Source organism: Niveibacterium sp. 24ML (genome assembly GCF_026586805.1).
In the GTDB taxonomy this organism is placed as follows: Bacteria; Pseudomonadota; Gammaproteobacteria; order Burkholderiales; family Rhodocyclaceae; genus Niveibacterium.
Map to the genome: position 1 here is coordinate 1 of NZ_JAPFHA010000030.1, position 25,510 is coordinate 25,510.

The window sequence follows — 25,510 nt, forward strand, 5'->3', positions numbered from 1 at the left end:
CGATTGAACGTAAACGGAAAATTTGCGAATGCATCCCGATGGCATTTCGACGTCAAGTGATTGTCAACAGCCCCTAGCGGAGCGCCAGCCAGTAGTCCATCTCCGGGGCTTCCGAAAATGGCGATCGGGCGACGTCAAAGGTGAAGTACGCGGGCTGATCCGCTACAGCGAAGTGGCTATCCGGCAGCCATGCTCCAAAGATGTACTGCAATGTGTATTCCCACGCTTGACCGGCGCCGCGGTGGCGGAACCGCGCCTCGCGGCAGGGGGGGCGCATCAGTGCTACGACGCCCTCCGGCAGTCCCGCGAATTCAGTCACTTCGACGCAGGCCATGACGTAACCTTGGATGCTGGTTTCGTCGGCGCCAACAATGTCGCTGCAGAGTCCGGCAAGCGCATTTGCGCGAACCGGGATCCGGCCGATGAGGGGCTCAAATGTCTTCCACGCCTCGGCCCCAAGTTCGATCAAGTCGAACGCCTCGGGCGTGACCGAGAACTCGGTCTTTACGCCCACCAGTCGGCGAGCCGGGCTGTCGATGAACTCGGGGGTCGTGCTGAGCCCCTTGTGCATGTGCGCGAGGTAGTCGGTGGTGATGTGCGGGATACCGCGTGGCAGCTTCGGCGGCTTGCCGGCTGCACGGAACTCCCGTGGGCTGGTACCAAACTGCGCTCTGAAAGCCCGCGTGAATGCCTCGTGAGTTTCGAAGCCGGCGCCTAGCGCGATGTCGATAATGTTTTGTTGCGTTTCAAGAAGCTCATAGGCGGCGCGAGTCAGGCGCCGGCGGCGGATGTAGTCCTTGACCGTTTCGCCAACTGTTGCGCGAAACACACGCAGGAAATGCCAGAACGACATCTCGGTTTGCGCGGCAAGTTCCTGAATGTCGAGCGGGTCATCGAGGTGGTCATCGATGTAGTCGATCGTGGCCTGGATTCGGACGATGCTGGCAGGTAAGCGTTCCATGGCAAGACTGTACCGCAGAGGCTGTGCACTTCGAAATCCGCCGCCGCAAGTTTCGCGATTCTGGCGGTTGACTGTAGTCAAACTACATTATGGGCTCATAAGAATTCTTGACATATTTCGCAGCCACGAGCACATTTGCGCCTCGATCGCCATCGGCTGCGCGCACACATAAGTAACAAAATTACAACATCGGCGATCGGATAACCAATCTTTGCTTGGAGGTGACAAATGACAAGTCAAAGCATTGGGGAAGTCATGAAGCGCGCGCGCTCAATGGTGGCTATCTCCTGCTTGGCAATCCTGGCCGCGTGCGGCGGTGGCGATGATAATCCGCCGCCACCCCCTCCGCCGGAAACGGAACTCTCGTTCCTGAATTCGACCGAATTCCAGAAGGTCCTCTATCCTGTGCCGGCTGAAGCTGCGGCGGCAGCAACTGCGGCTGCAGGTACGACGACGCTGACCGTTCATTACAAGCGCAAGGATGGTGTCTACACCGGCTGGCAGCTCCATACTTGGGGTGCGGGCAAGGACCCGGGCTGGAACGTGGGCTACAACGCCACCGGCACCGATGCATTCGGCGCGATTTACACGCCGGAGCTTTCTGCCAGTACTGGCGATGTCGGCTACCTGTTCCACAAGGGTGATACGAAAGACCACGGCGGTGCTGATCAGAAGTACACGCTGGTCGCGGGCGCTAACGAGATCTGGCGCATCGAGGGTGATTCCGCAACCTACACCAAGAACCCGGATACCGCTGGTCCTGTCGATGTCTCGACGATTCGTGTTCACTACAAGCGCTTTGACTCAAACTTCGATGTTTGGGGGCTTCACCTCTGGCCGGCAAACGGCATTGACGTGACGAAGCTTCCGGCAGGCGTTGTGATCGACAAGTGGGATACGCCGGTGACCTTCGCCCAACTGGGTGGTGTCGTGACGGGTGCGGATGTCGTGTTTGATCTTCCGGTTGTGAATCCCAAGGACGACGCGACCAAGAAGACGCTTGAGTTCATCATCCATGGCACCGCGGCAAACTCGAACGGTGGCACCAACAACAAGGATGGTCGCTCGGACAACATCAAGATCAACTATGCGAACCTGACGGTTACCAATGGTGTTGCGGATGTCTGGCTGGTGCAGGAAGACTCGACCGTCTACACCGCGGTGCCCGATACGCGTTCGGCTTCCACCAAGGATGCAAAGGCCTACTGGCTGAGCAAGTCGCTGATCCAGTGGCCGCGTGTTGATGGTACGGGCAAGTTCAAGCTCTATTACTCCGCAAAGGCGCAGATTGTTGCCAAGAAAGACGCTGCTGTTTCGGGCGCCGATGGTTCTATCACATTGACAGCTGGCGGCACCGTGCCGACGGATGTCGCTACCCGCTTCAAGTACGTGCCGGCCGGCGTGGTGCTCTCCGTTGCCGATGCGGATGTTGCAAAGCTGGGTTCGGCGCTGACCGGCCAGGTTGTCGTCGTTCAAGAGAACGCAGAGGGTAAGGTTCAGAACGCAACGACGGCGCAGCTTGCTGGCGTGCTTGATGACCTCTTCTCGGGTGCTGGTGCGGCCACTGATCTGGGCGTAACCATTGCTGACGGTAAGACGACATTCAAGGTCTGGGCGCCGACCGCTCAGCAAGTCAAGCTTGGTCTCTACGACACAGCGACGGGCGAGGGCAAGACGCTTGATCTGATGCAGAAAGATGCTGCAACCGGCATCTGGTCGCTGACCCTTTCGGCGGATCTGACTGGCAAGTACTACGTGTTCGTCGCCGATGTGTTCGTGCGCGGCGTCGGTATCGTGCGCAACCGTGTGACTGACCCGTACTCGGTCAGCTTGAATGCCAACTCCAAGCGCAGCTACATTGCGGATCTCGGGGCGGCAAACCTTAAGCCTGCCGATTGGGATACCACTGCAGCGCCCTCGCTTGCAGCCCAAGAGGACATGACCATCTACGAACTGTCGGTGCGCGATTTCTCAGCGAACGACAGCTCCGTTTCGGCGGCGAATCGTGGCAAGTACCTTGCCTTTACCGAGGTGGAGTCGAACGGCATGAAGCATCTGAAGGCGCTGGCGGATGCTGGCCTGACGGATGTTCATCTCCTGCCGGTCTTTGACTTGGCTACGGTTCCTGAAGTCGGCTGCGTGACGCCTGATACCTCGGGCTCGACCGCAGATTCGACCAAAGCGCGCGATGCAATCAATGCCGTGAAGGACAAGGATTGCTTCAACTGGGGCTACGACCCGTTCCACTACACGGCACTTGAGGGTAGCTACGCGACCGACGCAGATGATGGCGCTAAGCGTATTCTTGAGTTCCGTCAGATGGTGGTGGCAATGCACAAGGCGGGCCTGCGTGTGGGTATGGACGTGGTGTACAACCACACCAGCGCACATGGGCAAAATGCCAACTCGGTGCTTGATCGTCTGGTTCCGGATTACTACCAGCGTCTGAATTCGACTGGCGGCGTCGAGAACTCGACCTGCTGTTCGAACACGGCAACCGAAAACCTGATGATGGGCAAGCTGATGGTGGACTCGGTGAAAACCCTGGCTACCCAGTACAAGATTGACTCCTTCCGTTTCGACTTGATGGGGCATCAGCCGCGCAAGACGATGGAAACCCTCAAGACCACGGTGAATACTGCTGCAGGTCGCGATGTGTTCTTGATCGGTGAAGGCTGGAACTTCGGCGAAGTCGCTAACGGTGCGCGTTTCGAGCAGGCTTCGCAGCTTTCGCTCAATGGTTCGGGCATCGCAACCTTCAGTGACCGGGCTCGTGACCGTATCCGCGGTGGCGGCTGCTGTGACGACGGTAGTGCTTTCCGTACCCAGGGTTATGTCACGGGTCTCTTCTATGACCAGAACGACGCGGCCTCTGGGCACACGAAAGAAAGCCTGATGGATCACGCCGACATCGTTCGCGTTGGCCTGTCTGGTTCGATCCGTTCGTTTGCCTTCGAAGGGCGTGATGGCGTTGTCAAGACCACCGAAGCGTTTAAGTATGGTGACGACCCGGCAGGCTACGTTCTTGATCCGCAGGAAGTGGTCAACTATGTGGAGAACCATGACAACCGCACTTTCTGGGATGGTTCTGTAGCGAAGCTGCCGAAGGCTACGAGTCTTGATGATCGTGTTCGCGTCCAGACGCTGGCTTCTGCGCTTAATGCATTCAGTCAAGGTGTCGCGTACTTCCATGCAGGTCAGGACATCCTGCGTTCGAAGTCGATGGACAACAACAGCTACAACTCGGGTGACTGGTTCAACCGTATTGACTGGACATACAACGCCAACAACTTTGGTGTTGGCCTGCCGGTCAGTGGCGACGAGAGCCTGGCGAAGACCTTCCTGAGTGCTGCCGTGGTTGGCAACTACACACCGGGCAAGTCGCAGATCACCGCAGCTGCGGGCATGTTCCGCGACCTGCTTGCGATCCGTAAGAGCTCGGAGCTGTTCCGCCTGCGTAGCGCCGACGACATCAAGAAGTGTCTGAAGTTCTACAACACCGGTGCCGCGCAGGAGCCGACGGTCATCGTTGGTCACCTCAACGGTACGGCGTGCCCGACCAATGCCAACTTCAAGCAAGTGATCTATCTGGTCAACGTCGACAAGCTCGCACACGACGTAACGATCGATGCTCAGAAGGGCATGGCCTACACGCTGCATCCGGTTCAGGCTGCAGGTGCCGATGCAGTCGCCAAGACTGCAGCGTATGACAACGCAACCGGCAAGTTCTCGATCCCGGCACGTACTGCGGTTGTGTTCGTGACGAGCATTGATGCTCCGACAGCCCCCACCGGGCCTGTGACCGTGACCTTCAAGGTCACCGCCAGCACGGTTTTTGGTGAGAACGTCTATATCGTCGGTGATCAGCCGGAAATCGGGAACTGGGGTACTAGTGCCGACACTTTCCGCCAGTGTTCGGCTGATGCCTACCCCGTTTGGAGCTGTGCCATTACGTTCCCGACAGCTGGTACCGCGATCAACTACAAGTTCCAGAAGATCAATGGGTCTGCTGTGACTTGGGAGAGCGGCGACAACTATTCGTATGTGGTTCCGTCGGCAGCTGCGACTGTCGATAATGGCGCCTTCCGGTAGTAGTCTCACTCGCTTAAGTAAGCGGAAAGCAAACCGCCCAGTTTCGACTGGGCGGTTTTTTTTGGGGCGCCCGATTAAGGGCTGGGTCGTTCGGGAGAGCCGTGGATAGCCGTAACACGTTCCTCGGGGGCTCACGATCGTTTGGTTGGCGCGATGTATTTAGCGCTGGCCGAACTGGCAATGCCGCACCGATGCCGTCCCTTGGCTAAGCGAACAGCCGGATTCGTGCCGCAGCCGGTTGCGGCATGCACACTACGCTGTTAGCTGGCTTTCTTCTGCTGCCGGTAAAAATGGTCCGAAACGGTCGCTAGAAACTCCGGCGTCATCTCGTTCCAGTTGCGCCAGGTTGGTACGCCATCAAGGCGCATGAAGGGCACGGTGATCCCCAGTGAGCGGGAGCGTTCCATGAGCTGCCGGTACTGCGGCGGCGCACAGCCTTCGGTAGTGCAGAAGAGATGCAGCCGGAAGGGTTGCTTGTCGAGCTGACCGGCGATGACTTCGTCGCTGAAGGTTTCATTCATCGGTACTACCAGACTGAAGGCCTTGGGGTGTGCGAGCGAAAGCGCCAGCGGGCCGAATTCGCTGATCGACATGCCGCCAATTGCGCGTTGCGCAGGGTCGTTTGTGACCGGGTATTGTTTGGCCAGCCATGGCAGTGCGGTCTGCACGACAGCCTCGGCGTACTTGGGCATCGGGTGACCGGCATGCCCCCCTGGCAAGAATACGGCGAACGGGCGCAGCAGGCCTTGGGCAAGCAAGTTATCCATGTATTGCTTGATGCGCCCATTGGTGGCCCATTGGTTTGCGCGCATCTGGTGGCCGTGCATGAGCACGAGCAGCGGGAGCTTGTCTTTTTCCTTTGTGCCGGGCGGCAGATAGAGCTGGCCCGGCAGGCTGCCGTTGAGTTTGGGGCAGGGGATGCTCAGATCCAGCAACTCGCCGCGGGCGACTTTGGGCTTGTCTAGCCAGTCACCTTCGCCGAGAAACAGGTAGGAGTGGCACTCGCCCATGCCCATGCCGTCTTCTGCCAGCAAAGGGTTGAGCGGGTCCGGGATGCGACGGGTGTCGACGTCGAATTTGTAGTGCCACTGGCCACGCCGCAATTGCAGCTTCAGATGCCACTCACCGTCTGGCTTGCGTGACATGGGGAGCCGCGCGTTCTGCCAGTGTGTCATGTCGCCGAACAGGAATACTTCTTTCGCTGAGGGTGCATAAAGCGAGAACTCGCAGGGCAATAGCGAACCCGCGAGATCTGATTGTGTGAGGATGAGCGAATGAAGTCCGAATGGCATGCATACCTCCTGGGAGCGCGATTCTAGCAGTCACGGCGCACAACAGTTCGCTTGCTCCCGCCTGTTTGATTGCCGGCTTGATTCGGCGCAACACGCGTTTGCGCTGCAACGCGCTTGGTCTATGCGCTAAGCTCGACAAAGATACGACCCGACAGCGCTGCTGTGGTTCCGTTGCTTGTCATGGCGTTAATGCCCTGCGCGGGCCTGCAATGCGCTCTGCAACTCGTTGCGCAGTGTACGGTAGTGGTTGAACCGCATGGTCGAGATGCCGCCCGATACAAGTGCGGCCAATAGCGCGCATCCCGGTTCAGCGTCGTGGCGGCAGTCACGGAATCTGCATTGTCCCAAATGCGGCCGGAACTCACGAAACGCCCACGCGAGGGCGTCTTGCGAGAGATGCGCCAGTCCGAACATCTGCAGTCCAGGGCTGTCGATCAGTTCGCCGCCGCCGGGCAGCCGGTACAGGCGTGAGAACGTGGTGGTGTGTTTGCCAGAATCGAGCGCGGTCGAAATCTCAGCGGTGACGGCTTGCGCATGCGGGATCAGTCCGTTTGTCAGCGTCGACTTTCCCATGCCGGATTGCCCGACGAGCAGGCTCACTTCGCCTGCAAGGTGGTGACGGACAATCTCGACACTTTGCTTTGCGCGGGTTTCCAGCACGGTGTATCCGAGTGACGCAAAGTTCGCCAGTGCGGCGCGGGCCGTCTCAAGGCGATAAGTTAGGTCCGCCTTGTTCAGCAGGATCAGCGCCTTGACGTCCTGGTCCTCAGTTGCGCAAAGGCAGCGGGTGAGGAGCTCCGGGCTGAAACTGGGTTCGGTGGCGACGACGATAACGACCTGCGTGACGTTTGCGGCAATCAGTTTCTGCTTGAAGGCATCTTCCCGGTAAAGCAGGCTGGTTCGTTCGTGCAGCCGTTCGATCACGCCTTGGTCGGGAGCAGTCGGGGTGGCCGTCACTTCAACACGATCGCCACAGGCGAATGCGCTCTTCTTTGCGCGGGTGTAGCACAGCAGGCGGCTGCCATCGGCAAGCTCAACCTCATACTGCCGCCCAAAAGCGGCGACGATTGTGCCGTCAAGGCCTGACTTCATGCGGCGCGCAACCGGGCAACGCGAATCGGCGCTGGCGGATGGGAATCGTAGAACGCCGAGTAAAGCGGGTCTGGCGTGAGCGTCCCCGCATTATCGCGATAGAGTTTCACCAGCGCGGAGACGAGGTCCTCCGCCCGTGCGTGTCGTGCTGCGTACGCATCGGCCTGGAACTCATGGCGGCGCGACCAGAGACTGGTCAGTGGCGTGAGCGGGAAGGTGAATACTGGCAGCGCAAACAGCACCAGCGCAAGCGCGGCTGCGTCCCCCGTGGCCGACATGCCGAGCCCGGCAAAGAACCAGTCTTGCGTCATTAGCCAGCCGAGTAGCCCGAGTACCGCAAGGCTCATCAGTGCCATGACGGCGACCCTCTGCCACAGATGCTTGAGCTTGAAGTGCCCGAGCTCGTGGGCAAGCACGGCTTCAACTTCTTCCGGTGCCAGCTTTTCGATCAGGGTGTCAAAGAAAACGATTCGCTTGGCTGCGCCAAATCCGGTGAAGTAGGCATTGCCGTGTGCCGAGCGCTTTGAGCCGTCCATCACGAACAAGCCGGAGCTGCGGAAGCCGCAGCGGGCCAGCAGGGCTTCAATGCGCTGTTTCAGATCGCCCTCTGCGAGCGGTGAGAATTTGTTGAAAATCGGGGCGATCACGATGGGGTAGAGCACCATCACCAGCATGTTGAAGCTCAGCCAGAATGCCCACACCCAAAGCCACCAGTTCGGGCCCGTCGCTCGCATCATCCACAGGACGACCGCCATGACCGGTAGGCCAATGATGATGGCCACCATTGAGCCTTTCACCAGATCGAGCACAAAGGTCGTCGGTGATGTCTTGTTGAAGCCGAATTTCGCTTCGGTAACGAAGGTGCGCCAGATCGAGAATGGCAGTCCGACCATGAACGAAACCAAGGAAATCGCAGACAGGAAAGCCACGCCATGCCAGAGCCCGCCCGACTCAAACCAATTGGCGCAGGTGGTGTGAAGCCATTGCAGCCCGCCGCCGAGGGTCAGGCCGAGCAACAAGCCGGTCTCGACCAGCAGTTCGAACGTGCCAACCTTGAGCCGCGCCTGGGTGTAGTCGGCCGCCGTCTGGTGTGATTCGAGGGAAATGCGGTCAGCAAATGCGGCTGGTACCGCCGGGCGATGCGCGCCGACGTGCCTTGACTGCCGATGGGCCAGCCAAAGCCTCAACCCAAGGGTGAGCGCAAGGGCTGTCAAGAAAAGCGTGCTGAATCCCGATGCTGTCATGTGCTGGTGCCAAATGGCGCGATGCGTTTGCGCGCCGGGGCCTGTGAGAGAATGGAGCTTTGAAACAGGAGCGTGCGATTATGGCACAGGACCCGAATTGCCTAGTCTGGGTGGATATGGAGATGACCGGCCTGGAGCCCGACCGTGATCGTGTCATCGAGATCGCCGCAATCGTCACCGATGCGCAGCTCAATGTATTGGCAGAGGGGCCGGTTCTGGTCGTGCGTCAATCGGATGCGGTGCTCGATGGCATGGACGACTGGAACAAGAAGACGCACGGCAACAGCGGCTTGATTGACCGGGTTCGTGCTTCGGCCACCGATGAGGCGGCTGTTGAGAAGCTGATGTTGGAATTTCTGACGCAGTATCTGCCGCCTCGCTCAAGCCCGATGTGCGGCAACTCGATCTGTCAGGATCGTCGCTTCATGGCCCGCCACCTGCCGGGCCTGGAGGCATGGTTCCACTATCGCAACCTTGATGTGAGCACTCTCAAGGAGCTTGCCAAGCGGTGGAACCCGCCCGTGTTTGCCGGGCTCAAGAAACAGGGCGCTCACACTGCGCTTGCCGACATCCGTGAATCGATCGAGGAGTTGCGCTACTACCGCGACACCTTCCTCAAGCTTGCCTGAGGCAGGCCGGCTGCCTTAGCCGCGGCGATAGAGCACGAACTGCTCCTCGGTGCGGCGGCGGCCACGGATCAGCTCCCAAGCCTGGTTCCAGCCAGATCCGGGCTGCAGGGCTTGCGAGCGCCCGCTGCGATACACCAGCAGCCACTCGCAACGGGTGACGCCTTGCTCTGCCGGCTCGAACACCAAGTCTTGGTGGTAAAGCAGCGCGGCACGCTGGGCGTGCCCCATGCCGGTTTCACCCACGCACGCATGAGGCTTCGCTGCGATCTCGGCAGCCAGGGTCTTGGCGACTTGGGCGTAGGACTTGTCGTAGTCCGCGTAGGGAAGAAACAGCGTGATTGCCAGTGCCCACACGAAGCTTGTGCCCACCGCCCACGACAGAGCGCCGCGCAGCGGCGAACGCGGCGGGCGCAGAATCAGCGCCAGCCAGCCGAGCGTCAGCGCTACACCAAGCGCGACCGCCCAGCCGGAGATATCGGGCGTGTAGCCGGGCACCAGACGGGCCACGTTGCGCGAGATCGGGGCTGGCCAGCCGAAGTGCTGGGCGTACCACGCCAGCCAGATGAAGATCCCGAACGCGAGGAAGGCCATCCGGCCAAACCAGTCGAAGGCACTTGCGGCGCCGCGTCTGAGCGTCATGACGCCGTCTGAGGCCAGCAGAACCAGCGGTGGAATCAGCGGCAAGGCGTGGGCCGGGCGGAGCGGGCCCGTCGTGGCGACCAACAAGCCAGCCAGGATCAGGGCGGCGAGTGGAAGCAGAATTCTGGTCTCCCAGATGCTCTTCCGCTCGTACCAGATCGTCCACAGTGCGATCGGCCACAGCGGCCACATGAACCAGGCAAGCAGTTCGACCAGTTTTCGGGCGTTGAAGAGGTGCTCGCCATGCGGCGTGATCGAATAGATCTCGTTGTACCACCATTCGGCGAAGTGCTCGGGCTGGGTGGCGAGAATCATCAGCGGCCAGATCAGCGCGATGGCAACCGCGATTGCGGCGCCAAGCCAGAGCGAGGCGATCCGCGCGGGTGTCCGGCATTCGGAACACAGCCCGGGCAACAGCACCCAGAGTGGCATCAGGATCATGATGGCGGGCATGCCTGCCGCAAGCGTTGCGAGCCCGATCGCGGTGCCGGCGATGAGCGCGCCACGGCGGGGGGTCTTGAGAAATTCCGCGAATCCGAGGAAGGCTGCCGCGGTGCAGGCAAGCAGGGCGAGTTGCGGTTGCACTTCGTGTGCATGCGTCAGCAGGCCGAGTGTTCCAAGTCCCAGCAGCACCGCCGCGCGATCTGCGGGGCTTCCGTAGAGGCTGCGGGCTGCCTTGGCGAGGCAGATCAAGGTAGCGGCGACGAACAGGCCCGACGCGAGTCGGGCTGCATTTGGAGTGTCGATCAAGCCGCCAAGCAGCTTTGCGAGAAGCGCGCTGACCCAGAAATACAGCGGGCCTGCATCAAAGTAGGGGCGATCCGCAATGGCGAGCGAAAGCCAGTCGCCAGTGCGCAGGATTTGATGCACGACGCCGAAGTTCGCTGCATCGTCCCCGCGCCAAGGGCCATGATCGATCAGGCCCGGCAGGGCGTAGAGCGCAAAAAGGAGCCAAAGCGCCCAGACGGGAAGGCTGACTGTCGATGGGGTGCGTGGTGGATGGGCCATGCCTGTTTTTCTTGGAGGAGCCCTGGGGTTTCGGGCCAGCCCGGATTCTAGCGCGTCGGCTTTGCGGCGCGGCTTTGCCGGTGGGGTGTTTGCGGTGCGCAAAACAAAAAAGGCAGCCGGAGCTGCCTTTTCTGGTGGGGCGCCAGCTTAGGCTGGGCGACCGTACTTCTGGCGGAAGCGCTCGACGCGACCCGCGGTGTCAACGATCTTTTGCTTGCCCGTCCAGAACGGGTGGCATTCCGAGCAGACTTCGATGTGGTAAGCATCTTTGGCCATCGTCGAACGGGTGGTGAAGGCGTTGCCACAGGAGCAGGTGACCTTCACTTCGTTGTACTTCGGATGAGTATCGGCTTTCATTTGCAATCCTTTGCGCGCGATCGGCGGGTGTGACCGACCAAGTCGGAGAATCGGCGATGATCGCATGCAATCTCTGAATAAGTCAAGGTAGTGATGGCTGGCATAATCGGGACCGTTGATTCTTCTGGTGGTGCCTCGATGACTGCCGTACTCGCTGATCCCGGAGGGGAGTTCCTGGTTGCATGCCTTTGTGCGCAGTGGTGCGGTACCTGCCGCGACTATCGACCCGGGTTCGAGTCGCTTTCGATGCAGTTTCCGCAGGCGGGTTTTCTATGGGTGGACATCGAAGACCACGCGGATGAAATTGGCGATATCGACGTTGAGAACTTCCCGTCCATCCTGATTCAACGCGACGAGGCCGTGCTGTTCTTTGGCACCGTGTTGCCGGATACGGCCTTGCTCAAGCGCTTGCTTGAAACCTTCATTGCTCAGACAACAGCTGAGAGCGCGGCCTACGCCCAGGCGACGCCTGAACGCCGTACTTGGCAGCAGGAAGCAAACCTGCGGCGACTACTTCTTGGCGGCTGACTTTCCGATGGCAGAAAAGCAAACGGCAGCGCCGAGGCGCTGCCGCTTTTGTTGGGCCCTTGCTGAAGCTTAGCGCTTCATGGCTGCGGCCAGCGCGTCCGCGACGTAGTCGAGGTTTTTGCTGTTCAGCGCGGCCACGCAGATGCGGCCGGTCGAAACTGCGTAGATGCCGAATTCGTTCTTCAGCACCTCGACCTGCTCGGCCGATAGGCCGGTGTAGGAGAACATGCCGCGCTGACGCGTCACGAAGGACAGGTCACGCGTGACGCCGCGGGCGGCGAGGCGCTCGGCGAGGCCCTTGCGCATTTCGCGGATGCGCAGGCGCATGCCGGCCAACTCGTCTTCCCACTGTTGGCGTAGTTCTGGGTTCGACAACACGGCTGCAACCACCGCGCCACCGTGTGTCGGCGGGTTGGAGTAGTTGGTGCGGACGACGCGCTTTACTTGCGAGAGCACGCGGGCGGACTCTTCCTTCGATGCGGTGACGATCGACAGCGCGCCGACGCGTTCGCCGTACAGCGAGAAGGACTTCGAGAACGAGCTCGAAACAAAGAATTGCAGGCCGCTGGCCGAGAAGGCCCGCACCGCGACGGCGTCGGCATCAATGCCATCCGCAAAGCCCTGGTAGGCCATGTCGAGGAAGGGGACGAGACCCTTGGCGCGGCACACTGCAACCACTTCTTCCCACTGCGCGTCGGTGATGTCGGCGCCGGTCGGGTTGTGGCAGCAAGCGTGCAGCACGATGATCGAGCCGGCTGCAAGGCTCTCGAGCTTGGCCTTCATGCCCGCGAAGTTGGCGCCGCCGGTGGCCGCGTCGTAGTACGGGTAGGTGTCGACCGGGAAGCCGGCGGACTCGAACAGCGCGCGGTGGTTTTCCCAGCTCGGGTCCGAGATGTACACGGTCGCCGCCGGGTTGAGACGCTTGAGGAAGTCGGCGCCGACCTTGAGTGCGCCGGTGCCGCCGAGCGCTTCGACCGTAATCACCTGGCCGTTGGCGATGAGCGCTGAATCCTTGCCCAGCAGCAGGGTTTGCACGGCGTTGTTGTACGCGGCAAGGCCTTCGATCGGCTGATAGCCGCGCGGCGGCATGGCGTCGAGGCGCGCCTTCTCGGCCGCCTTGACTGCGCCGAGCAGCGGGATCTTGCCGTTGTCGTCGTAGTAGACGCCCACGCCCAGGTTCACCTTGGTGGTGCGGGTGTCGGCGTTGAAGGCTTCGTTGAGGCCGAGAATCGGGTCGCGCGGGGCCATCTCCACCGCGGCAAAAATCGAGGCAGTCATCGGAACTCCAGGTCGTTTGGTCGCGACGTTTCGGGGGGAAAGCCGCTGGAAATCAAGCTTTTAAGTTTAGCACGCACGCCGGAGGGCAGTCGCCGCCAAGCGTACGTGGGCGAAGTCGTCAGAGGATCAGGTTCTTGATGGCATCGTCTTTGCGGGCAAGGTAGTGCGTCGAGTGGATGCGGCGGATCGTGCGCGATTTGCCCCGGATCAGCAGCGTCTCGGTGGTTGCGAAGGTGCCGTCGCTGGTGACGCCTTCGAGCAGATCACCCTTGGTGATGCCGGTGACTGCGATGATCACGTTGTCGGTGCGGGCCATCTCGTCCAGTGTGAGCACGGTTTCTACCGCGATGCCCATCTTCGCGCAGCGCGCACGTTCCTCGGCGCCGAGCGCGACATTTTCCGGCGTCGCGCCCTTGGCTACGTCGCGCGGAATCAGGCGGCCCTGCATGTCGCCATCGAGCGCGCGGGCAACGGCGGCAGAGACCACGCCTTCGGGGGCGCCGCCGATGCAGTAGAGCATGTCAACTTCGTTGTCCGGCATGCAGGCCATTACTGATGCTGCGACGTCGCCGTCCGGGATCGCGAAGACCTTGCAGCCGAGCGCGTGCATTTCCTTGATTGCGGCTTCGTGGCGCGGTTTGGCCAGCGTGATCACGGTCAGGCGGTTGAGCGGTTTGCCGAGTGCAGCCGCGACCGAGCGCAGGTTCTCTTCAAGGGATTTGTGCAGGTCGATCGCGCCCTTGGCCGGGTTGCCGACGATCAGCTTCTCCATGTACATGTCTGGCGCGCGCATGAAGCTGCCCTTGTCGCCCGCAGCCAGCACTGCAACTGCGTTGTTCTGGCCCATCGCTGTCATGCGGGTGCCGTCGATCGGGTCGACCGCGATATCCACGCCGTCGCCGCCGCGGCCGACGTGCTCGCCGATGTAGAGCATGGGCGCTTCGTCGATTTCGCCTTCGCCGATGACGATCTCGCCGTCGATCTGGATCTGGTTCAGCACGAAGCGCATCGCCTCGACGGCGGCGCCGTCCGCCTTGTTCTTGTCGCCGCGGCCGAGCCACTTATAGCCAGCAAGTGCGGCGGCTTCGGTGACACGGGTGAATTCGATCGCAAGTTCGCGTCTCATGGTGTGAGTCCTGTCGTGAGCGGGCGCGCGGGTGGCGGGCCGGCGGGTAAATTCAGGGGCGGGATTGTAAACGGAAGGGGCGCCGCGTGCCGGCCGGCGTGAAATGGCCGGCTGGCGAACTCCCGGCGCGGCATACAATCCAAGGTTCGGCCAGTTTCCCCGGAGCGCCCGTCGTGATCGTCGAATACCCCGGTAGTCCTTTTCGTTTGCACCAGCCGTTTCCGCCGGCTGGGGATCAGCCCGTGGCCATCGAAAAGCTCGTCGAAGGTGTTGAGGACGGGCTGATGTTCCAGACCCTGCTGGGGGTGACGGGCTCGGGCAAGACCTACACGATGGCGAACGTCATCGCGCGTACCGGCAAGCCCGCGCTGGTGTTGGCGCCCAACAAGACGCTCGCCGCGCAGCTGTATTCCGAATTCCGCGAGTTCTTCCCGGAGAATGCGGTCGAGTACTTCGTTTCGTACTACGACTACTACCAGCCCGAGGCTTACGTGCCTTCGCGCGACCTCTTCATCGAGAAGGATTCGGCCATCAACGAGCACATCGAGCAGATGCGGCTCTCGGCGACCAAGAGTCTGTTGGAGCGGCGCGATGTGGTGATCGTCGCGACGGTATCGTGCATCTACGGTATTGGCGATCCGGTGGATTACCACAGCATGATCCTGCACCTGCGCGAGGGCGAGAAAATGCCGCAGCGCGAGGTGGTGCAGCGGCTTGTCGGCATGCAATACAGCCGATCGGACATGGATTTCAAGCGCGGCACCTTCCGTGTCCGCGGGGACGTGATCGACGTGTTCCCGGCCGAGAACGCCGAGCTGGCGGTTCGTCTGGAGTTGTTTGACGACGAGATCGAGCACATCACCCTCTTTGATCCACTGACCGGGCACCTCAAACAGAAGCTTGGGCGCTTTACGGTCTTCCCTTCCAGCCACTATGTGACGCCGCGCGCCACCGTGCTTCGGGCGATCGAGGGGATCAAGGAAGAGTTGCGCGAGCGAGTGGCCTTCTATGTGAAGGAGCAGAAGCTGGTCGAAGCGCAGCGCATCGAGCAGCGCACGCGCTTCGATCTTGAGATGCTGACCGAGCTGGGTTTCTGCAAGGGCATCGAGAACTACTCGCGGCACCTGTCCGGGCGTGCGCCGGGCGAAGCGCCGCCAACCCTGATCGACTACCTGCCGCGCGATGCGTTGATGTTCGTCGATGAGTCGCACGTCGCGATTCCGCAGGTGGGCGCGATGTACAAAGGCGATCGCGCCCGCAAGGAGAACCTGGTCGGATACGGCTTTCGCCTGCCCTCGGCGGTGGATAACCGGCCGCTGAAGTTCGATGAATTCGAACGCTTGATGCCGCAGACCGTTTTTGTCTCGGCGACGCCGTCCACCTACGAAGAGCAGCACCAGGGGCAATTGGTGGAGCAGGTGGTGCGGCCCACCGGCCTGGTTGACCCGACGATCCTGGTACGGCCCGCGATCACCCAGGTCGATGATTTGCTGACCGAAATCCGCAAGCGCACGGCAGTGGAAGAGCGCGTACTGGTAACGGTGCTGACCAAGCGCCTGGCGGAAGAGTTGACGGATTACCTTGCCGAAAACGGCATCCGGGTGCGCTATCTGCACTCGGATATTGATACGGTCGAACGGGTCGAGATCATTCGCGATCTGCGGCTTGGCCAGTTTGATGTCCTCATCGGTATCAACCTGCTGCGCGAGGGGCTGGACATCCCCGAGGTGTCGCTGGTGGCGATTCTCGACGCGGACAAGGAGGGTTTCCTGCGTTCGGTGCGCAGCTTGATCCAGACTATTGGCCGTGCCGCGCGCCATCTGAATGGCACCGCGATCCTGTACGCCGACCGGATGACAGATTCGATGCGTGCCGCGATTGATGAGACCGAACGTCGCCGCAATAAGCAGATCGCCCACAACACGGCGAACGGCATCGTGCCAAAGTCTGTGAACAAGCGCATCCGCGACATCATCGACGGCGTTTACCACGAGGGCGATGCCGCCGCGGCACTCAAGGTCGCCGAGGCGAATGCCGACTACGCCTTGATGGATGAGAAAGCGCTGGCCAAGACCATCAAGAAGCTTGAGAAGGAAATGCTGGAGCACGCCCGCAACCTTGACTTCGAGAAGGCCGCGGCCGCGCGCGATGAACTATTCCGTTTGCGGCAGCGCGCATTTGGCGCTGATCAGCACGGTTCAAGCTGAAACCGATTCACCACCACAGAAAAACTAGATCAGAGCATGAAGCGCGTATTGTTTGTATGTACCGGCAACATCTGTCGATCGCCCACCGCCGAAGGCGTGGCGCGGGTTTTCTTCAACCAGGCCGGGCTCGATGTCGACGTCGACTCGGCCGGTATTCAGGGTATCCATGCCGGTGAGGCGCCCGATCAGCGATCACAAAAGGCGGCAATGCGGCGTGGCTTTGACTTGTCGAAGCAGCGCGCGCGCAAGATCGCCGCGGCTGACTTCACCCAGTTCGACCTCATCTTCGCAATGGATCGTGGGCATCTGACGCAAATGAAGCGGATCTGCCCGCCGGAACTGCAAGGCAAGCTCAAGCTCTTCCGTGATCTCTTGCCCGGGCAGGAAGGTCTGGATGTACCAGACCCTTACTACGGCGGTGAGGCGGGTTTCGAGCATGTCCTCGATCTCTGTGAGGACGGGGTTGGTGCCTTGATGGCGGCGCTGCGCGCAAACGCCCTCTGAAGCCCCGCCGGGGAAGGCCCGGCAAGGGCACGCCTGAAGGAGAAACGGGCCACTCGCTTGCGCGGGTGGCCCGTTTTGCCGTGGTGCGACCGCAGCTTAACCGTTGCGGGTTTCCACTTGCTGCAGCGGCTCCTCAGCCACCGGCGGGCGGCTCACGCGCGGGCTGCGGCGGCGTGCGGGCGCTTGCGGCACCTCCGGCGCGGCAAGCGGCGCGCGGCGCTCGCTTTGGGTTTCGATCATCACCAGGTCATCGCTGCTCAGCACCGCGCTCAGGTCGAACGGAAGCTGTGCCTGGGCGCGCGCTGCGGCTGCGCGAACGGGCAGGGGCTCGTCACTGACTTGCGCAGCCGGCGCCGCTTGGGCCGGCTTGGTCACGACTTCAACGAACTCGCTCGCGGCCGGTGCCGGCGCGGGCTGCGCAGGTTCAAGCGGCGCCGCTTCTGTCGCGACGGCTGCCGCCGCTACGGGTTCCACTGCGGCCGGTGCGTCAATGGCGGCCGATGTGGTGGCTTCGGCGACGGCCGGTTCCGCCGGTGTCGACGCGATGGCCTGAGCGGGCTCAGTGACCGGCGACTCGGCGACCGGGGCTGCGGCGGCAGCCTCTGCGGCGCTGGCGATCGCAGCGGCTTCAGCCTCTGCGGCAGCCTTGGCCGCGGCTTCAGCAGCCGCTTCCGGCGTCGGGTAGAACATGGTCTCGACGGGTGCGCGGCGCTGGCGACGCTCACGGTGAGCCTGCCGTTCGGCATCGCGCTCAGCGCGGCGCGCCTTCGCTTCGGCGCGGCGTGCAGCCTCGGCTGCGGCCTGGGCTTCGGCTGCGGCTGCAGCAGCTTCGGGCGTCGGGTAGAACACCTGCTCGACCGGGCGCAGCTCGTCGCTGCCTTGGGCTTGTGCTTCGCCGGCGCCTTCATGGTTGCGACGTTCGCCGCCACGGCGACCGCGCCGATTGCGGCGGCGGCTGCTGCCTTCCGCTTCTGCGGGGGCATTGGCGATTTCCGTTTCCGGGCCGGCTGCCTGCGCGGCGGCGTCGCTGATGGCGATCTCGGTTTCCGGTGCGGCCTGCTTGGGCTGGCGCGGTGCGCGTGGCTCACGCGGCTCGCGTGCTTGGCGCGGGCGGCGTTCCTGATCTGCCTGGGCCTCGCGCTTCTCGCCCCGCTCGGCACGCTGCTCGTCGCGGCGGCTGCGCTCGCCTTCGTCGCGCTGCGGTTTGTTGGTGTCGACTTCCGCTTCTACCTTGGCCGACTGCTGACGGTCGCGACCACGTCCTTCGCCACGGCTGCGGCCTTCTTCGCGGTTCTTCTGGCCGTCGCGGTTGCGCTCTTCGCGGTTGCCACGTCCACCGCGCTCGCCGCGGTTGCGCTCACCCCGGCGGCCTTCGCGGGGGCTGCTCTTGGCCTCGCTTGCCGGGGCGGCGACCACCTGGGCCGGTTCGGCTTCGCCACCACGCAGCCAGGTCATGATGCGCTGGAAGAGGCCGGGCTTGGCCGGTGCTGCGGCAGCCGGTGCTGCGGCAGCCACGGGCTTGGGCTCGACGACGGGCGGCGGCTGATCCGGCACGAAGGAGCGCAAGGCTGCTTCCTGCCGCGCCGGCTTGGCCTCCGTGTTGGCCGAGGGCGGCGTGTAGGTGGCGTCCGCGGGCATGGCGGCCATCTTGTAGCTGGGCACGTTCAGCTCTTCTGCGTTGAGCTGGTCGTGACGCAGGCGAACGATCTCGTGCGCCGGCGTTTCAAGGTGGCGGTTCGGGATCAGCAGCAGATTGACTTTGTGGCGCAGTTCGATCTTCGCGATATCAACCCGCTTCTCGTTCAGCAGGAAGGTGGCAACGTCGACCGGCATCTGGCAGTGCAGGGCGCCGGTGTTTTCCTTCATCGCCTCTTCTTCAAGGATGCGCAGGATGTGCAGCGCAGCCGATTCGGTCGAACGGATGTGGCCGGTGCCGGTACAGCGCGGGCAGGTGATGTAGCTGGTCTCGGCCAGGGCCGGACGCAGGCGCTGACGAGAGAGTTCGAGCAGGCCGAAGCGGCTGATCTTGCCCGTCTGGACGCGCGCACGGTCATGGCGAAGGGCGTCGCGCAGGCGGTTTTCCACTTCGCGCTGGCTCTTCGGGTTTTCCATGTCGATGAAGTCGATGACGATCAGGCCGCCAAGGTCGCGCAGGCGCAATTGGCGGGCCACTTCGTCGGCGGCTTCAAGGTTGGTCTTGAGGGCGGTTTCTTCGATGTCGGCGCCACGGGTTGCGCGGCCGGAGTTCACATCCACCGATACCAGTGCTTCGGTGTGGTCGATCACGATGGCGCCGCCCGAGGGCAGGCTCACCTGCCGCGAATAGGCAGACTCGATCTGGTGCTCGATCTGGAAGCGCGAGAACAGCGGCACATCGTCGCGGTAACGCTTCACGCGGTGGATGTTGGCCGGCATCACATGGTTCATGAACTGACGCGCCTGCTCGTAGACGTCGTCGGTGTCGATGAGGATTTCGCCAATGTCGCTCGAGAAGTAGTCGCGAATCGCGCGGATCACCAGGCTGCCTTCCTGGTAGATCAGGCATGCGCCTTTCTCTTCTTTGGCGGCACCTTCAATGGCGCGCCAGAGTTGGGCGAGGTAGTTCAAGTCCCACTGCAGTTCTTCCGCGGCGCGGCCGATTGCGGCGGTGCGTGCAATCATGCTCATGCCGGAGGGCACGTCGAGTTGGTCGAGCGCGTCGCGCAGTTCGGTGCGCTCATCACCCTCGATACGGCGCGATACGCCGCCGCCGCGCGGGTTGTTCGGCATCAGCACGAGGTAACGGCCGGCGAGCGAGATGAAGGTGGTCAGGGCTGCGCCCTTGTTGCCACGCTCGTCCTTCTCGACCTGGACGATCAGTTCCTGGCCTTCCTTGATCGCGTCCTGAATGCGCGCGCGCGAGGCCTCGACGCCTTCCTTGAAGTAGGCGCGCGAGATCTCCTTGAACGGCAGAAAACCGTGGCGCTCGGCGCCATAGTCGATGAATGCCGCTTCGAGACTGGGCTCGACGCGTGTGACAACGCCCTTGTAGATGTTGCTCTTGCGTTGTTCCTTGGCGGCCGATTCGATATCGAGATCGATCAGTTTCTGACCATCTACGATTGCGACGCGCAGTTCTTCGGCCTGCGTCGCGTTAAATAACATGCGCTTCATTTGGTCTTGTTCTCCCGCGCGCAAGCGGGCAGAACGAACCGCACCGCCCGATTCGGGCGGCGTACTCAGATTGTCGGGAACGCTGTCATGCGATGGTTCGTTTTCAAAAAGAGTCGCGGGATTCGTACTGAACGGCCCTGCAGTCTCGGCGAAAAACGCCGACCGCTCAGGGCCTTACATTCTGCAAGCTGCGCGCCAACTATGTGGTCAAGTGTTTTTTGGGTACCATCGCGAGCTTTTGTGCTCCAGCGACGGTTGGCTTGGCGTTCATTCAGGGAGCAGAGCTCATCGCCAACTGGTCAGCACCTGCATTCTGCAAGGTGCAGCCCGAGCCGGACGTACCGGACGAACCTAGGCAGTATATTCAACATGGTCTTGCAAGGCAAAACCCCGTCCGCCCCTCCGGCTGTTCAGCGCGTTCTCATCGACGAACATGACGCGGGCCAGCGGATCGACAATTTCCTCATCCGCATCTGCAAGGGCGTTCCCAAGAGCCTCATCTACCGGATTCTTCGCAGCGGAGAAGTGCGCGTGAACAAGGGGCGCATTGACCAGACCTATCGCCTTGCGCTGGGGGACGAGGTCCGCATTCCGCCTTTGCGTCTCGCCGAGAAGGCTGACAAGGCCGCCATTCCCGGGCGGGAGTTTCCGATCCTGTTTGAGGATGAGGCGCTGCTTGCCATCAACAAGCCGGCGGGCACGGCCGTGCATGGCGGAAGCGGCGTGAGCTTTGGTGTGATCGAACAGTTGCGGCAGCAACGGCCAGCGCAGCGGTTTCTGGAGTTGGCGCATCGGCTTGATCGCGAGACGTCTGGAATCTTGCTGATCGGCAAGAAGCGTTCGGCGCTGAGCCGGCTGCATGACGTGTTGCGCGAAGGCGGGCTCGACAAGCGCTACTTCGCGCTGGTGGCGGGCAAATGGCCGAATCCGGTGCAGCACATCAAGCTTGCGCTGACCAAGTACCTTACCGAGGACGGCGAGCGTCGCGTCGCGGTGGACAAGGATGGCAAGGCCTCGCACAGCATCGTCCGTCTCGTTGCGCGCTGGGAACGATTCAGTCTGGTCGAAGTCCAGATCAAGACAGGGCGAACCCACCAGATCCGGGTGCATTTGACGCATCTGGGGTTTCCGCTTGCCGGTGACGACAAGTACGGCGACTTTCCCCTCAACAGAGCTTTGCAAAAGGAAGGGCTCAAACGGATGTTCCTGCATGCCGCCAGCCTTGTTGTGCCGCATCCGGTTTCTGGCGAGCCGCTCGAGCTCAAGGCGCCGCTGCCGGATGATCTGGCTGCGTTCGTCGCGCACCTCGATTCCACCGAGCCCCGCAGCTATGGCTGAGCGCCGCTTTGATCTGATCGTCTTCGATTGGGATGGCACGCTGATGGATTCCACCGCAACCATCGTTGTGGCGATCCAGGCGGCGTGTGCGGATCTGGGGCTGCCGGTTCCGACGCGTGAGCAGGCCAGCCATGTCATCGGACTGGGTCTCGCGGACGCCCTTCACGCGGCGGTTCCGGCGCTGGATCCGGCTGACTATGCGCGGATGGTTGAGCGCTATCGGCATCACTACTTTGCGCGCGATGCCGAACTGGTGCTGTTCGACGGCGCGAGCGACATGGTCGCGGCACTCAATGACGCCGGTTATGCCTTGGCTGTTGCAACCGGCAAGAGCCGAAAGGGGCTTGACCGTGCGTTCGAGGCGAGTGGCCTGGGCGCGCAGTTCCATGCTTCGCGGACGGCAGATGAAACCTTCTCGAAACCTCATCCGGCCATGCTGCTGGAACTGATTGAGGAGTTCGCCGTCTTGCCGTCGCGGACCCTGATGATCGGCGATACGACTCATGACTTGTTGATGGCGAAGAATGCGGGCACGGCTTCGGTGGCGGTGAGCTTTGGCGCTCACCCGCGCGAAGCGCTGGCGGCAGAGGCGCCGCTGGCCCTGGTGGATTCGATCGCCGAGCTTCATCAATGGCTGCAGTTGAACGCCTGATCTGCGCGAGCGAAAGTGTCCTTGAAGGGGGCGATGGAATTCGTTTCCCGGTCAAGACCGCATTCGGTGAAGAGACCGGTTTTGTCGTGCGATATCGCGGTGAAGTGCGTGCGTACGTGAATCGCTGTGCGCATGTGCCGGTTGAACTGGATTGGCAGCCTGGCCGGTTCTTTGATGACTCGGGCTTATACTTGATTTGTGCAACGCACGGTGCGCTTTACGACCCGGCCGGCGGGCATTGCCTGGCCGGCCCTTGCCGCGGCGGACGCCTGCCGCGGCTCGATGTAGTGGAGCGCGACGGAAACATTTACCTGATTGAGAAGGCTGCATGAGCGAACAAAACTGGGAACGCAGTTTGATTGAGAATCTGGCAACCGAGGCACTCAAAGAGCAGCGCCGGCGTCGGCGCTGGGGCATCTTCTTCAAGTTTCTTGGTATTGCTTACGTTGGTGCCTTTTTCTGGATCATGTGGTCAGGCCGCAGTCCGGATGGCGTGGATGGCGGGCCTCATACCGCGGTGATCGAGATCGACGGAGTCATTGCGTCGAACACACCGGCCAGCGCGGCCCGGGTGAATACCGCCTTGCGTGAGGCCTTCAAGTCCGAATCGGTCAAGGGCGTGATCCTCAAGATCAACAGCCCCGGCGGCAGTCCGGTTCAGGCTGGCGCGATCTACGACGAAATCCGGCGCCTGAAGGCGAGCAAACCTTCCTTGCCGGTGTATGCCGTGGTTGAAGAGCTTTGCGCATCGGGCGGTTACTACGTTGCGGCCGCCGCCGACAAGATCTATGTCGACAAGGCCAGTCTTGTCGGTTCAATCGGCGTCGTCATGGATGGCTTTGGCTTCACCGACGCGATGCAGAAATTTGGCGTCGAGCGGCGCGTTTATACGGCGGGCGACAACAAGGCGTTTCTTGATCCGTTCTCGCCGTCGGTGCCGCGCCACGTTGACCATGCAAACGCGATGCTGCAAGAGATCCATGCGCAATTCATCGACGCGGTCCGCAAAGGGCGTGGCAAGCGCTTGAAGGAGAGCGCGGATACGTTCTCTGGACTTGTCTGGACGGGATCGAGAAGCATCGAGCTGGGTCTGGCTGATGCCACGGGTACGGTGACCTCGGTTGCGCGAGATGTCATCAAGGCCGAAAAAATGAACGACTACACCCAGCGCGAGCCCGCGTTCGAGCGGTTTGCCCGCCGACTCGGCGGTGTTGCCGCCGAGGCTTTCTCTGAGGCTTTGGTGGAGACCCGCTTCCGCTGACCGGTTCAGGTGCGCCGGCTCGCTTCAGCCAGAACCAGGAAAACCGTGGGGCGCCGGTCAAGATCCGGCGCTTCGCGTTTTCGCCAGCGCGCGATGGTGTCAGTGCTGATCCATTCACCCTCTGTGGTGACCTCGCGCGCAACGCATAGCCGGGTGTCTGGCGCGAGCACCGTGGTCAGCGCGTTGAACATCGAGAGGTTGCGGTAGGGCGTTTCGATGAAGATCTGCGTGCGCTGATGTTTGCGCGACTCTTTCTCCAGTTCGCGTAGCGCGATGATCCGATCGGCGTCCTTGACTGGAAGGTAGCCGTGAAACGCGAAGCTCTGCCCGTTGAGGCCTGAAGCCATCAGGCTCAAGAGAAGTGAAGATGGCCCGACAATCGGCACCACGCGAATGCCCAGTTCGTGCGCGCGCCGAACCAGAAGTGCGCCAGGATCTGCGACCGCCGGGCATCCGGCTTCCGACATCAGTCCGATGTCATGACCCGCAATGGCGGGTGCCAGCAATGCGTCGAGTGCCGTGTCTGGTGCGTGCTTGGGCAACTCGCTGATCGAGAGGGTCTGCACCGGCGCCGGGTGCCCCATGCGCTTGATCTCAGCGCGTGCCGTCTTCGCGTTTTCGACAACGAAGTGGGTGAGTCGGTGAGTGAGCGTCTGGCTGGCGGGCGGATGGAGCCACTCGGGTGCGGCGGGGCCGAGGGCGACGGGGATCAGGTAGAGAGTGCCGGTCATCAGATTGTTTGCACGCCCGCGTCGCGCAAGAGTTTGCAAAGTGCAATCAGCGGCAGTCCGACCAGTGCGTTGGGGTCGTCGCCGCGAATGTAATCAAGCAGCGTGATGCCCAGCGCTTCGGACTTCGCGCTTCCAGCGCAATCCAGCGGCAATTCGCGTGCGACGTAGCGTTCGATCTCGGCCGCGCTCAGCTGTCGGAAACCCACGTCGGTGGGCGCGCAGATCACCGGAGCATTGCCGGTTTGCGTGTCGAGCAGGCATACCGCAGTGTGAAAGGTGATCGCTCGTCCGCTCATCTGGTGCAACTGCGCGATCGCGCGCTCAACGCTGCCCGGCTTGCCGAAGCGCTCCGCGCCTACGCTAGCCACCTGGTCGGATCCGATGATCAGTGCGCCGGGGTGGCGTACCGCAACGGCGCGCGCCTTCTCGACGGCGAGGCGCATTGCGGTGGCGGCCGGTACCTCGTCGGGTAGAGGGGTTTCGTCGGTTTCTGGGCGGTCCGTTTCGAAGGGGATTGCCAGTCGTTGCAGGAGCTCTCGACGGTATTGAGAAGTCGAGGCGAGGACGATCTTGCGCATTGGGGGTGATGGCCATGCAGCACGCGGACTGCAATCGCCTTTGACAGGAAGGGCTTCGGATAATATCATTGCTCGTTTATGTCGCAAGAGCATGCAGTTTTGCCGGCGTGGGTGATAGCCGATCCGTTCGAGTTTGCACGGCGCGGAAGCATCTTGTCGGGCACCGTCGAGTTCGAGTCGATGCCGCGGTTCATGGGTGAATTGGCGAGTCCTCAAGGTCAGGTGCAGGCCGAAGTGCGGGGTAGCGTCGTCGATGGCGAGTGCTATCTTGAAATTTCGCTTGAAGCTGAGCCGACGGTAGTCTGTCAGCGCTGTCTCAAGCCTCAGCAGCTGAATCTCGCGCTGGATGCGCGGCTTCTGCTGGTGGCGCCGGGGCAGCCAATGCCTGATGACGAGCTGGAGGATGATTCCTTCGATCCGGTCCTCGCGGACCGGAATCTCGACATGCTGGCGATCATCGAAGACGAGTTGCTGCTCGGACTGCCGATTTCGCCGCGACATGATGTTTGCGACACCCCGCAACCCCGCGAACGGGACGACAGCGAGTCGCCCTTCGCCGCGCTGGCGAACCTGCGCGGGGCGGGAAAGAAGCGTTAAGCGTTGAATCCACCCGTTTCGGGCTGGGTCTGGTTATTGAATATTGAGCGAAGGAGCATCAAATGGCTGTTCAACAGAACAAGAAGTCGCCGTCCAAGCGCGGCATGCATCGTGCCCACGATTTTCTGACGGGGCCTGCGACCGCTGTCGAGCCGACGACCGGTGAAGTGCATCTGCGTCACCATGTGTCGCCGTCGGGTGTGTATCGTGGCCGTAAGGTCATGAAGGCAAAAGGCGAATAAA

Annotated in this window: 22 protein-coding genes; 11 read left to right on the plus strand and 11 right to left on the minus strand. The window is 61.9% G+C overall.

All coding sequences use genetic code 11. The features are described 5' to 3' along the window. Nucleotides 1–73 precede the first annotated feature (73 nt). Entirely contained in the window at nt 74–961 is an 888-nt protein-coding gene (locus OPU71_RS19170; protein WP_267729680.1) for an AraC family transcriptional regulator, read from the minus strand. A 228-nt stretch (nt 962–1,189) separates the two neighbouring features. On the opposite strand from OPU71_RS19170, the gene OPU71_RS19175 reads away from it, so the two are divergent. After that, nucleotides 1,190–5,053 carry an alpha-1,6-glucosidase domain-containing protein gene (locus tag OPU71_RS19175; protein WP_267729681.1) on the plus strand — a complete coding sequence of 1,288 codons (3,864 nt, stop codon included), beginning with the start codon at nt 1,190–1,192 and terminating at the stop codon, nt 5,051–5,053. A gap of 260 nt (nt 5,054–5,313) precedes the next feature. Here the strand turns inward: OPU71_RS19175 and OPU71_RS19180 are convergent, their stop codons facing one another. The 3 genes from OPU71_RS19180 to OPU71_RS19190 all read right to left on the minus strand — a co-directional run bounded on the left by OPU71_RS19180 (nt 5,314) and on the right by OPU71_RS19190 (nt 8,681). Then, complete coding sequence (locus OPU71_RS19180; protein ID WP_267729682.1) at nt 5,314–6,345, minus strand: alpha/beta hydrolase-fold protein; 1,032 nt, start codon at nt 6,343–6,345, stop codon at nt 5,314–5,316. A 186-nt stretch (nt 6,346–6,531) separates the two neighbouring features. Further along, nucleotides 6,532–7,437 carry a ribosome small subunit-dependent GTPase A gene (gene rsgA, locus OPU71_RS19185; protein WP_267729683.1) on the minus strand — a complete coding sequence of 302 codons (906 nt, stop codon included), beginning with the start codon at nt 7,435–7,437 and terminating at the stop codon, nt 6,532–6,534. Beyond that, nucleotides 7,434–8,681 carry a M48 family metallopeptidase gene (locus OPU71_RS19190; RefSeq protein WP_267729684.1) on the minus strand — a complete coding sequence of 416 codons (1,248 nt, stop codon included), beginning with the start codon at nt 8,679–8,681 and terminating at the stop codon, nt 7,434–7,436. Before OPU71_RS19190 ends, rsgA begins: the two co-directional genes overlap by 4 nt. An 80-nt stretch (nt 8,682–8,761) precedes the next feature. Between OPU71_RS19190 and orn the strand changes: the two genes are divergently transcribed. Further along, the gene (gene orn, locus OPU71_RS19195) at nt 8,762–9,310 is read left to right on the plus strand and encodes an oligoribonuclease (RefSeq protein WP_267729685.1); all 549 of its coding nucleotides are present in this window, start codon (nt 8,762–8,764) and stop codon (nt 9,308–9,310) included. Between the two features lie 15 nt (nt 9,311–9,325). Here the strand turns inward: orn and OPU71_RS19200 are convergent, their stop codons facing one another. Beyond that, nucleotides 9,326–10,957, minus strand: coding sequence for an ArnT family glycosyltransferase (locus OPU71_RS19200; protein ID WP_267729686.1), 1,632 nt, complete (start codon nt 10,955–10,957; stop codon nt 9,326–9,328). Nucleotides 10,958–11,104: 147 nt separating this feature from the next. Continuing rightward, nucleotides 11,105–11,314: a 50S ribosomal protein L31 gene (rpmE, locus tag OPU71_RS19205; protein WP_267729687.1), complete on the minus strand. Its 210-nt coding sequence runs from the start codon at nt 11,312–11,314 to the stop codon at nt 11,105–11,107. 138 nt (nt 11,315–11,452) lie between these two features. Between rpmE and OPU71_RS19210 the strand changes: the two genes are divergently transcribed. After that, the gene (locus OPU71_RS19210) at nt 11,453–11,842 is read left to right on the plus strand and encodes a thioredoxin family protein (protein ID WP_267729688.1); all 390 of its coding nucleotides are present in this window, start codon (nt 11,453–11,455) and stop codon (nt 11,840–11,842) included. A 69-nt stretch (nt 11,843–11,911) separates the two neighbouring features. Here OPU71_RS19210 and OPU71_RS19215 read toward each other — a convergent pair whose 3' ends face one another. Further along, nucleotides 11,912–13,120, minus strand: coding sequence for an amino acid aminotransferase (locus tag OPU71_RS19215; RefSeq protein WP_267729689.1), 1,209 nt, complete (start codon nt 13,118–13,120; stop codon nt 11,912–11,914). Between the two features lie 118 nt (nt 13,121–13,238). Beyond that, nucleotides 13,239–14,246 carry a class II fructose-bisphosphatase gene (gene glpX / locus OPU71_RS19220; protein ID WP_267729690.1) on the minus strand — a complete coding sequence of 336 codons (1,008 nt, stop codon included), beginning with the start codon at nt 14,244–14,246 and terminating at the stop codon, nt 13,239–13,241. Nucleotides 14,247–14,419: 173 nt separating this feature from the next. On the opposite strand from glpX, the gene uvrB reads away from it, so the two are divergent. Together uvrB and OPU71_RS19230 are read left to right on the plus strand one after the other, a co-directional pair. Further along, nucleotides 14,420–16,453: an excinuclease ABC subunit UvrB gene (uvrB, locus tag OPU71_RS19225; RefSeq protein ID WP_420712403.1), complete on the plus strand. Its 2,034-nt coding sequence runs from the start codon at nt 14,420–14,422 to the stop codon at nt 16,451–16,453. A 36-nt stretch (nt 16,454–16,489) separates the two neighbouring features. Next, nucleotides 16,490–16,957 (plus strand): low molecular weight protein-tyrosine-phosphatase, encoded by a 468-nt coding sequence (locus OPU71_RS19230; RefSeq protein ID WP_267729691.1) that lies wholly within the window; start codon nt 16,490–16,492, stop codon nt 16,955–16,957. Between the two features lie 96 nt (nt 16,958–17,053). On the opposite strand, the gene OPU71_RS19235 is transcribed toward OPU71_RS19230, so the two are convergent. Continuing rightward, entirely contained in the window at nt 17,054–20,110 is a 3,057-nt protein-coding gene (locus OPU71_RS19235; RefSeq protein ID WP_267729692.1) for an Rne/Rng family ribonuclease, read from the minus strand. Nucleotides 20,111–20,479: 369 nt separating this feature from the next. On the opposite strand from OPU71_RS19235, the gene OPU71_RS19240 reads away from it, so the two are divergent. From OPU71_RS19240 to OPU71_RS19255, 4 genes are read left to right on the plus strand one after another with little or no spacing between them, the layout of a single operon-like run. After that, the gene (locus OPU71_RS19240; protein ID WP_267729721.1) at nt 20,480–21,448 is read left to right on the plus strand and encodes an RluA family pseudouridine synthase; all 969 of its coding nucleotides are present in this window, start codon (nt 20,480–20,482) and stop codon (nt 21,446–21,448) included. Beyond that, complete coding sequence (locus OPU71_RS19245) at nt 21,441–22,100, plus strand: HAD family hydrolase (protein WP_267729693.1); 660 nt, start codon at nt 21,441–21,443, stop codon at nt 22,098–22,100. The genes OPU71_RS19240 and OPU71_RS19245 overlap by 8 nt, the downstream gene beginning before the upstream one ends. Next, nucleotides 22,079–22,432: a Rieske (2Fe-2S) protein gene (locus OPU71_RS19250; RefSeq protein ID WP_267729694.1), complete on the plus strand. Its 354-nt coding sequence runs from the start codon at nt 22,079–22,081 to the stop codon at nt 22,430–22,432. Before OPU71_RS19245 ends, OPU71_RS19250 begins: the two co-directional genes overlap by 22 nt. Continuing rightward, on the plus strand, nt 22,429–23,361 hold the full coding sequence (locus tag OPU71_RS19255; protein WP_267729695.1) for a S49 family peptidase: 933 nt from the start codon (nt 22,429–22,431) through the stop codon (nt 23,359–23,361). Before OPU71_RS19250 ends, OPU71_RS19255 begins: the two co-directional genes overlap by 4 nt. Nucleotides 23,362–23,366: 5 nt before the next feature. Here the strand turns inward: OPU71_RS19255 and OPU71_RS19260 are convergent, their stop codons facing one another. Both OPU71_RS19260 and OPU71_RS19265 read right to left on the minus strand, forming a co-directional pair. Further along, the gene (locus OPU71_RS19260; protein ID WP_267729696.1) at nt 23,367–24,092 is read right to left on the minus strand and encodes an SAM-dependent methyltransferase; all 726 of its coding nucleotides are present in this window, start codon (nt 24,090–24,092) and stop codon (nt 23,367–23,369) included. Then, nucleotides 24,092–24,670, minus strand: a complete 579-nt coding sequence (locus tag OPU71_RS19265; RefSeq protein ID WP_267729697.1) for a Maf family protein — start codon at nt 24,668–24,670, stop codon at nt 24,092–24,094. The genes OPU71_RS19260 and OPU71_RS19265 overlap by 1 nt, the downstream gene beginning before the upstream one ends. A gap of 153 nt (nt 24,671–24,823) precedes the next feature. On the opposite strand from OPU71_RS19265, the gene OPU71_RS19270 reads away from it, so the two are divergent. Together OPU71_RS19270 and rpmF are read left to right on the plus strand one after the other, a co-directional pair. After that, complete coding sequence (locus OPU71_RS19270; RefSeq protein ID WP_267729698.1) at nt 24,824–25,267, plus strand: YceD family protein; 444 nt, start codon at nt 24,824–24,826, stop codon at nt 25,265–25,267. A 62-nt stretch (nt 25,268–25,329) separates the two neighbouring features. Continuing rightward, complete coding sequence (gene rpmF, locus OPU71_RS19275; protein ID WP_172197842.1) at nt 25,330–25,509, plus strand: 50S ribosomal protein L32; 180 nt, start codon at nt 25,330–25,332, stop codon at nt 25,507–25,509. The last annotated feature ends 1 nt before the right edge of the window (nt 25,510 follow it).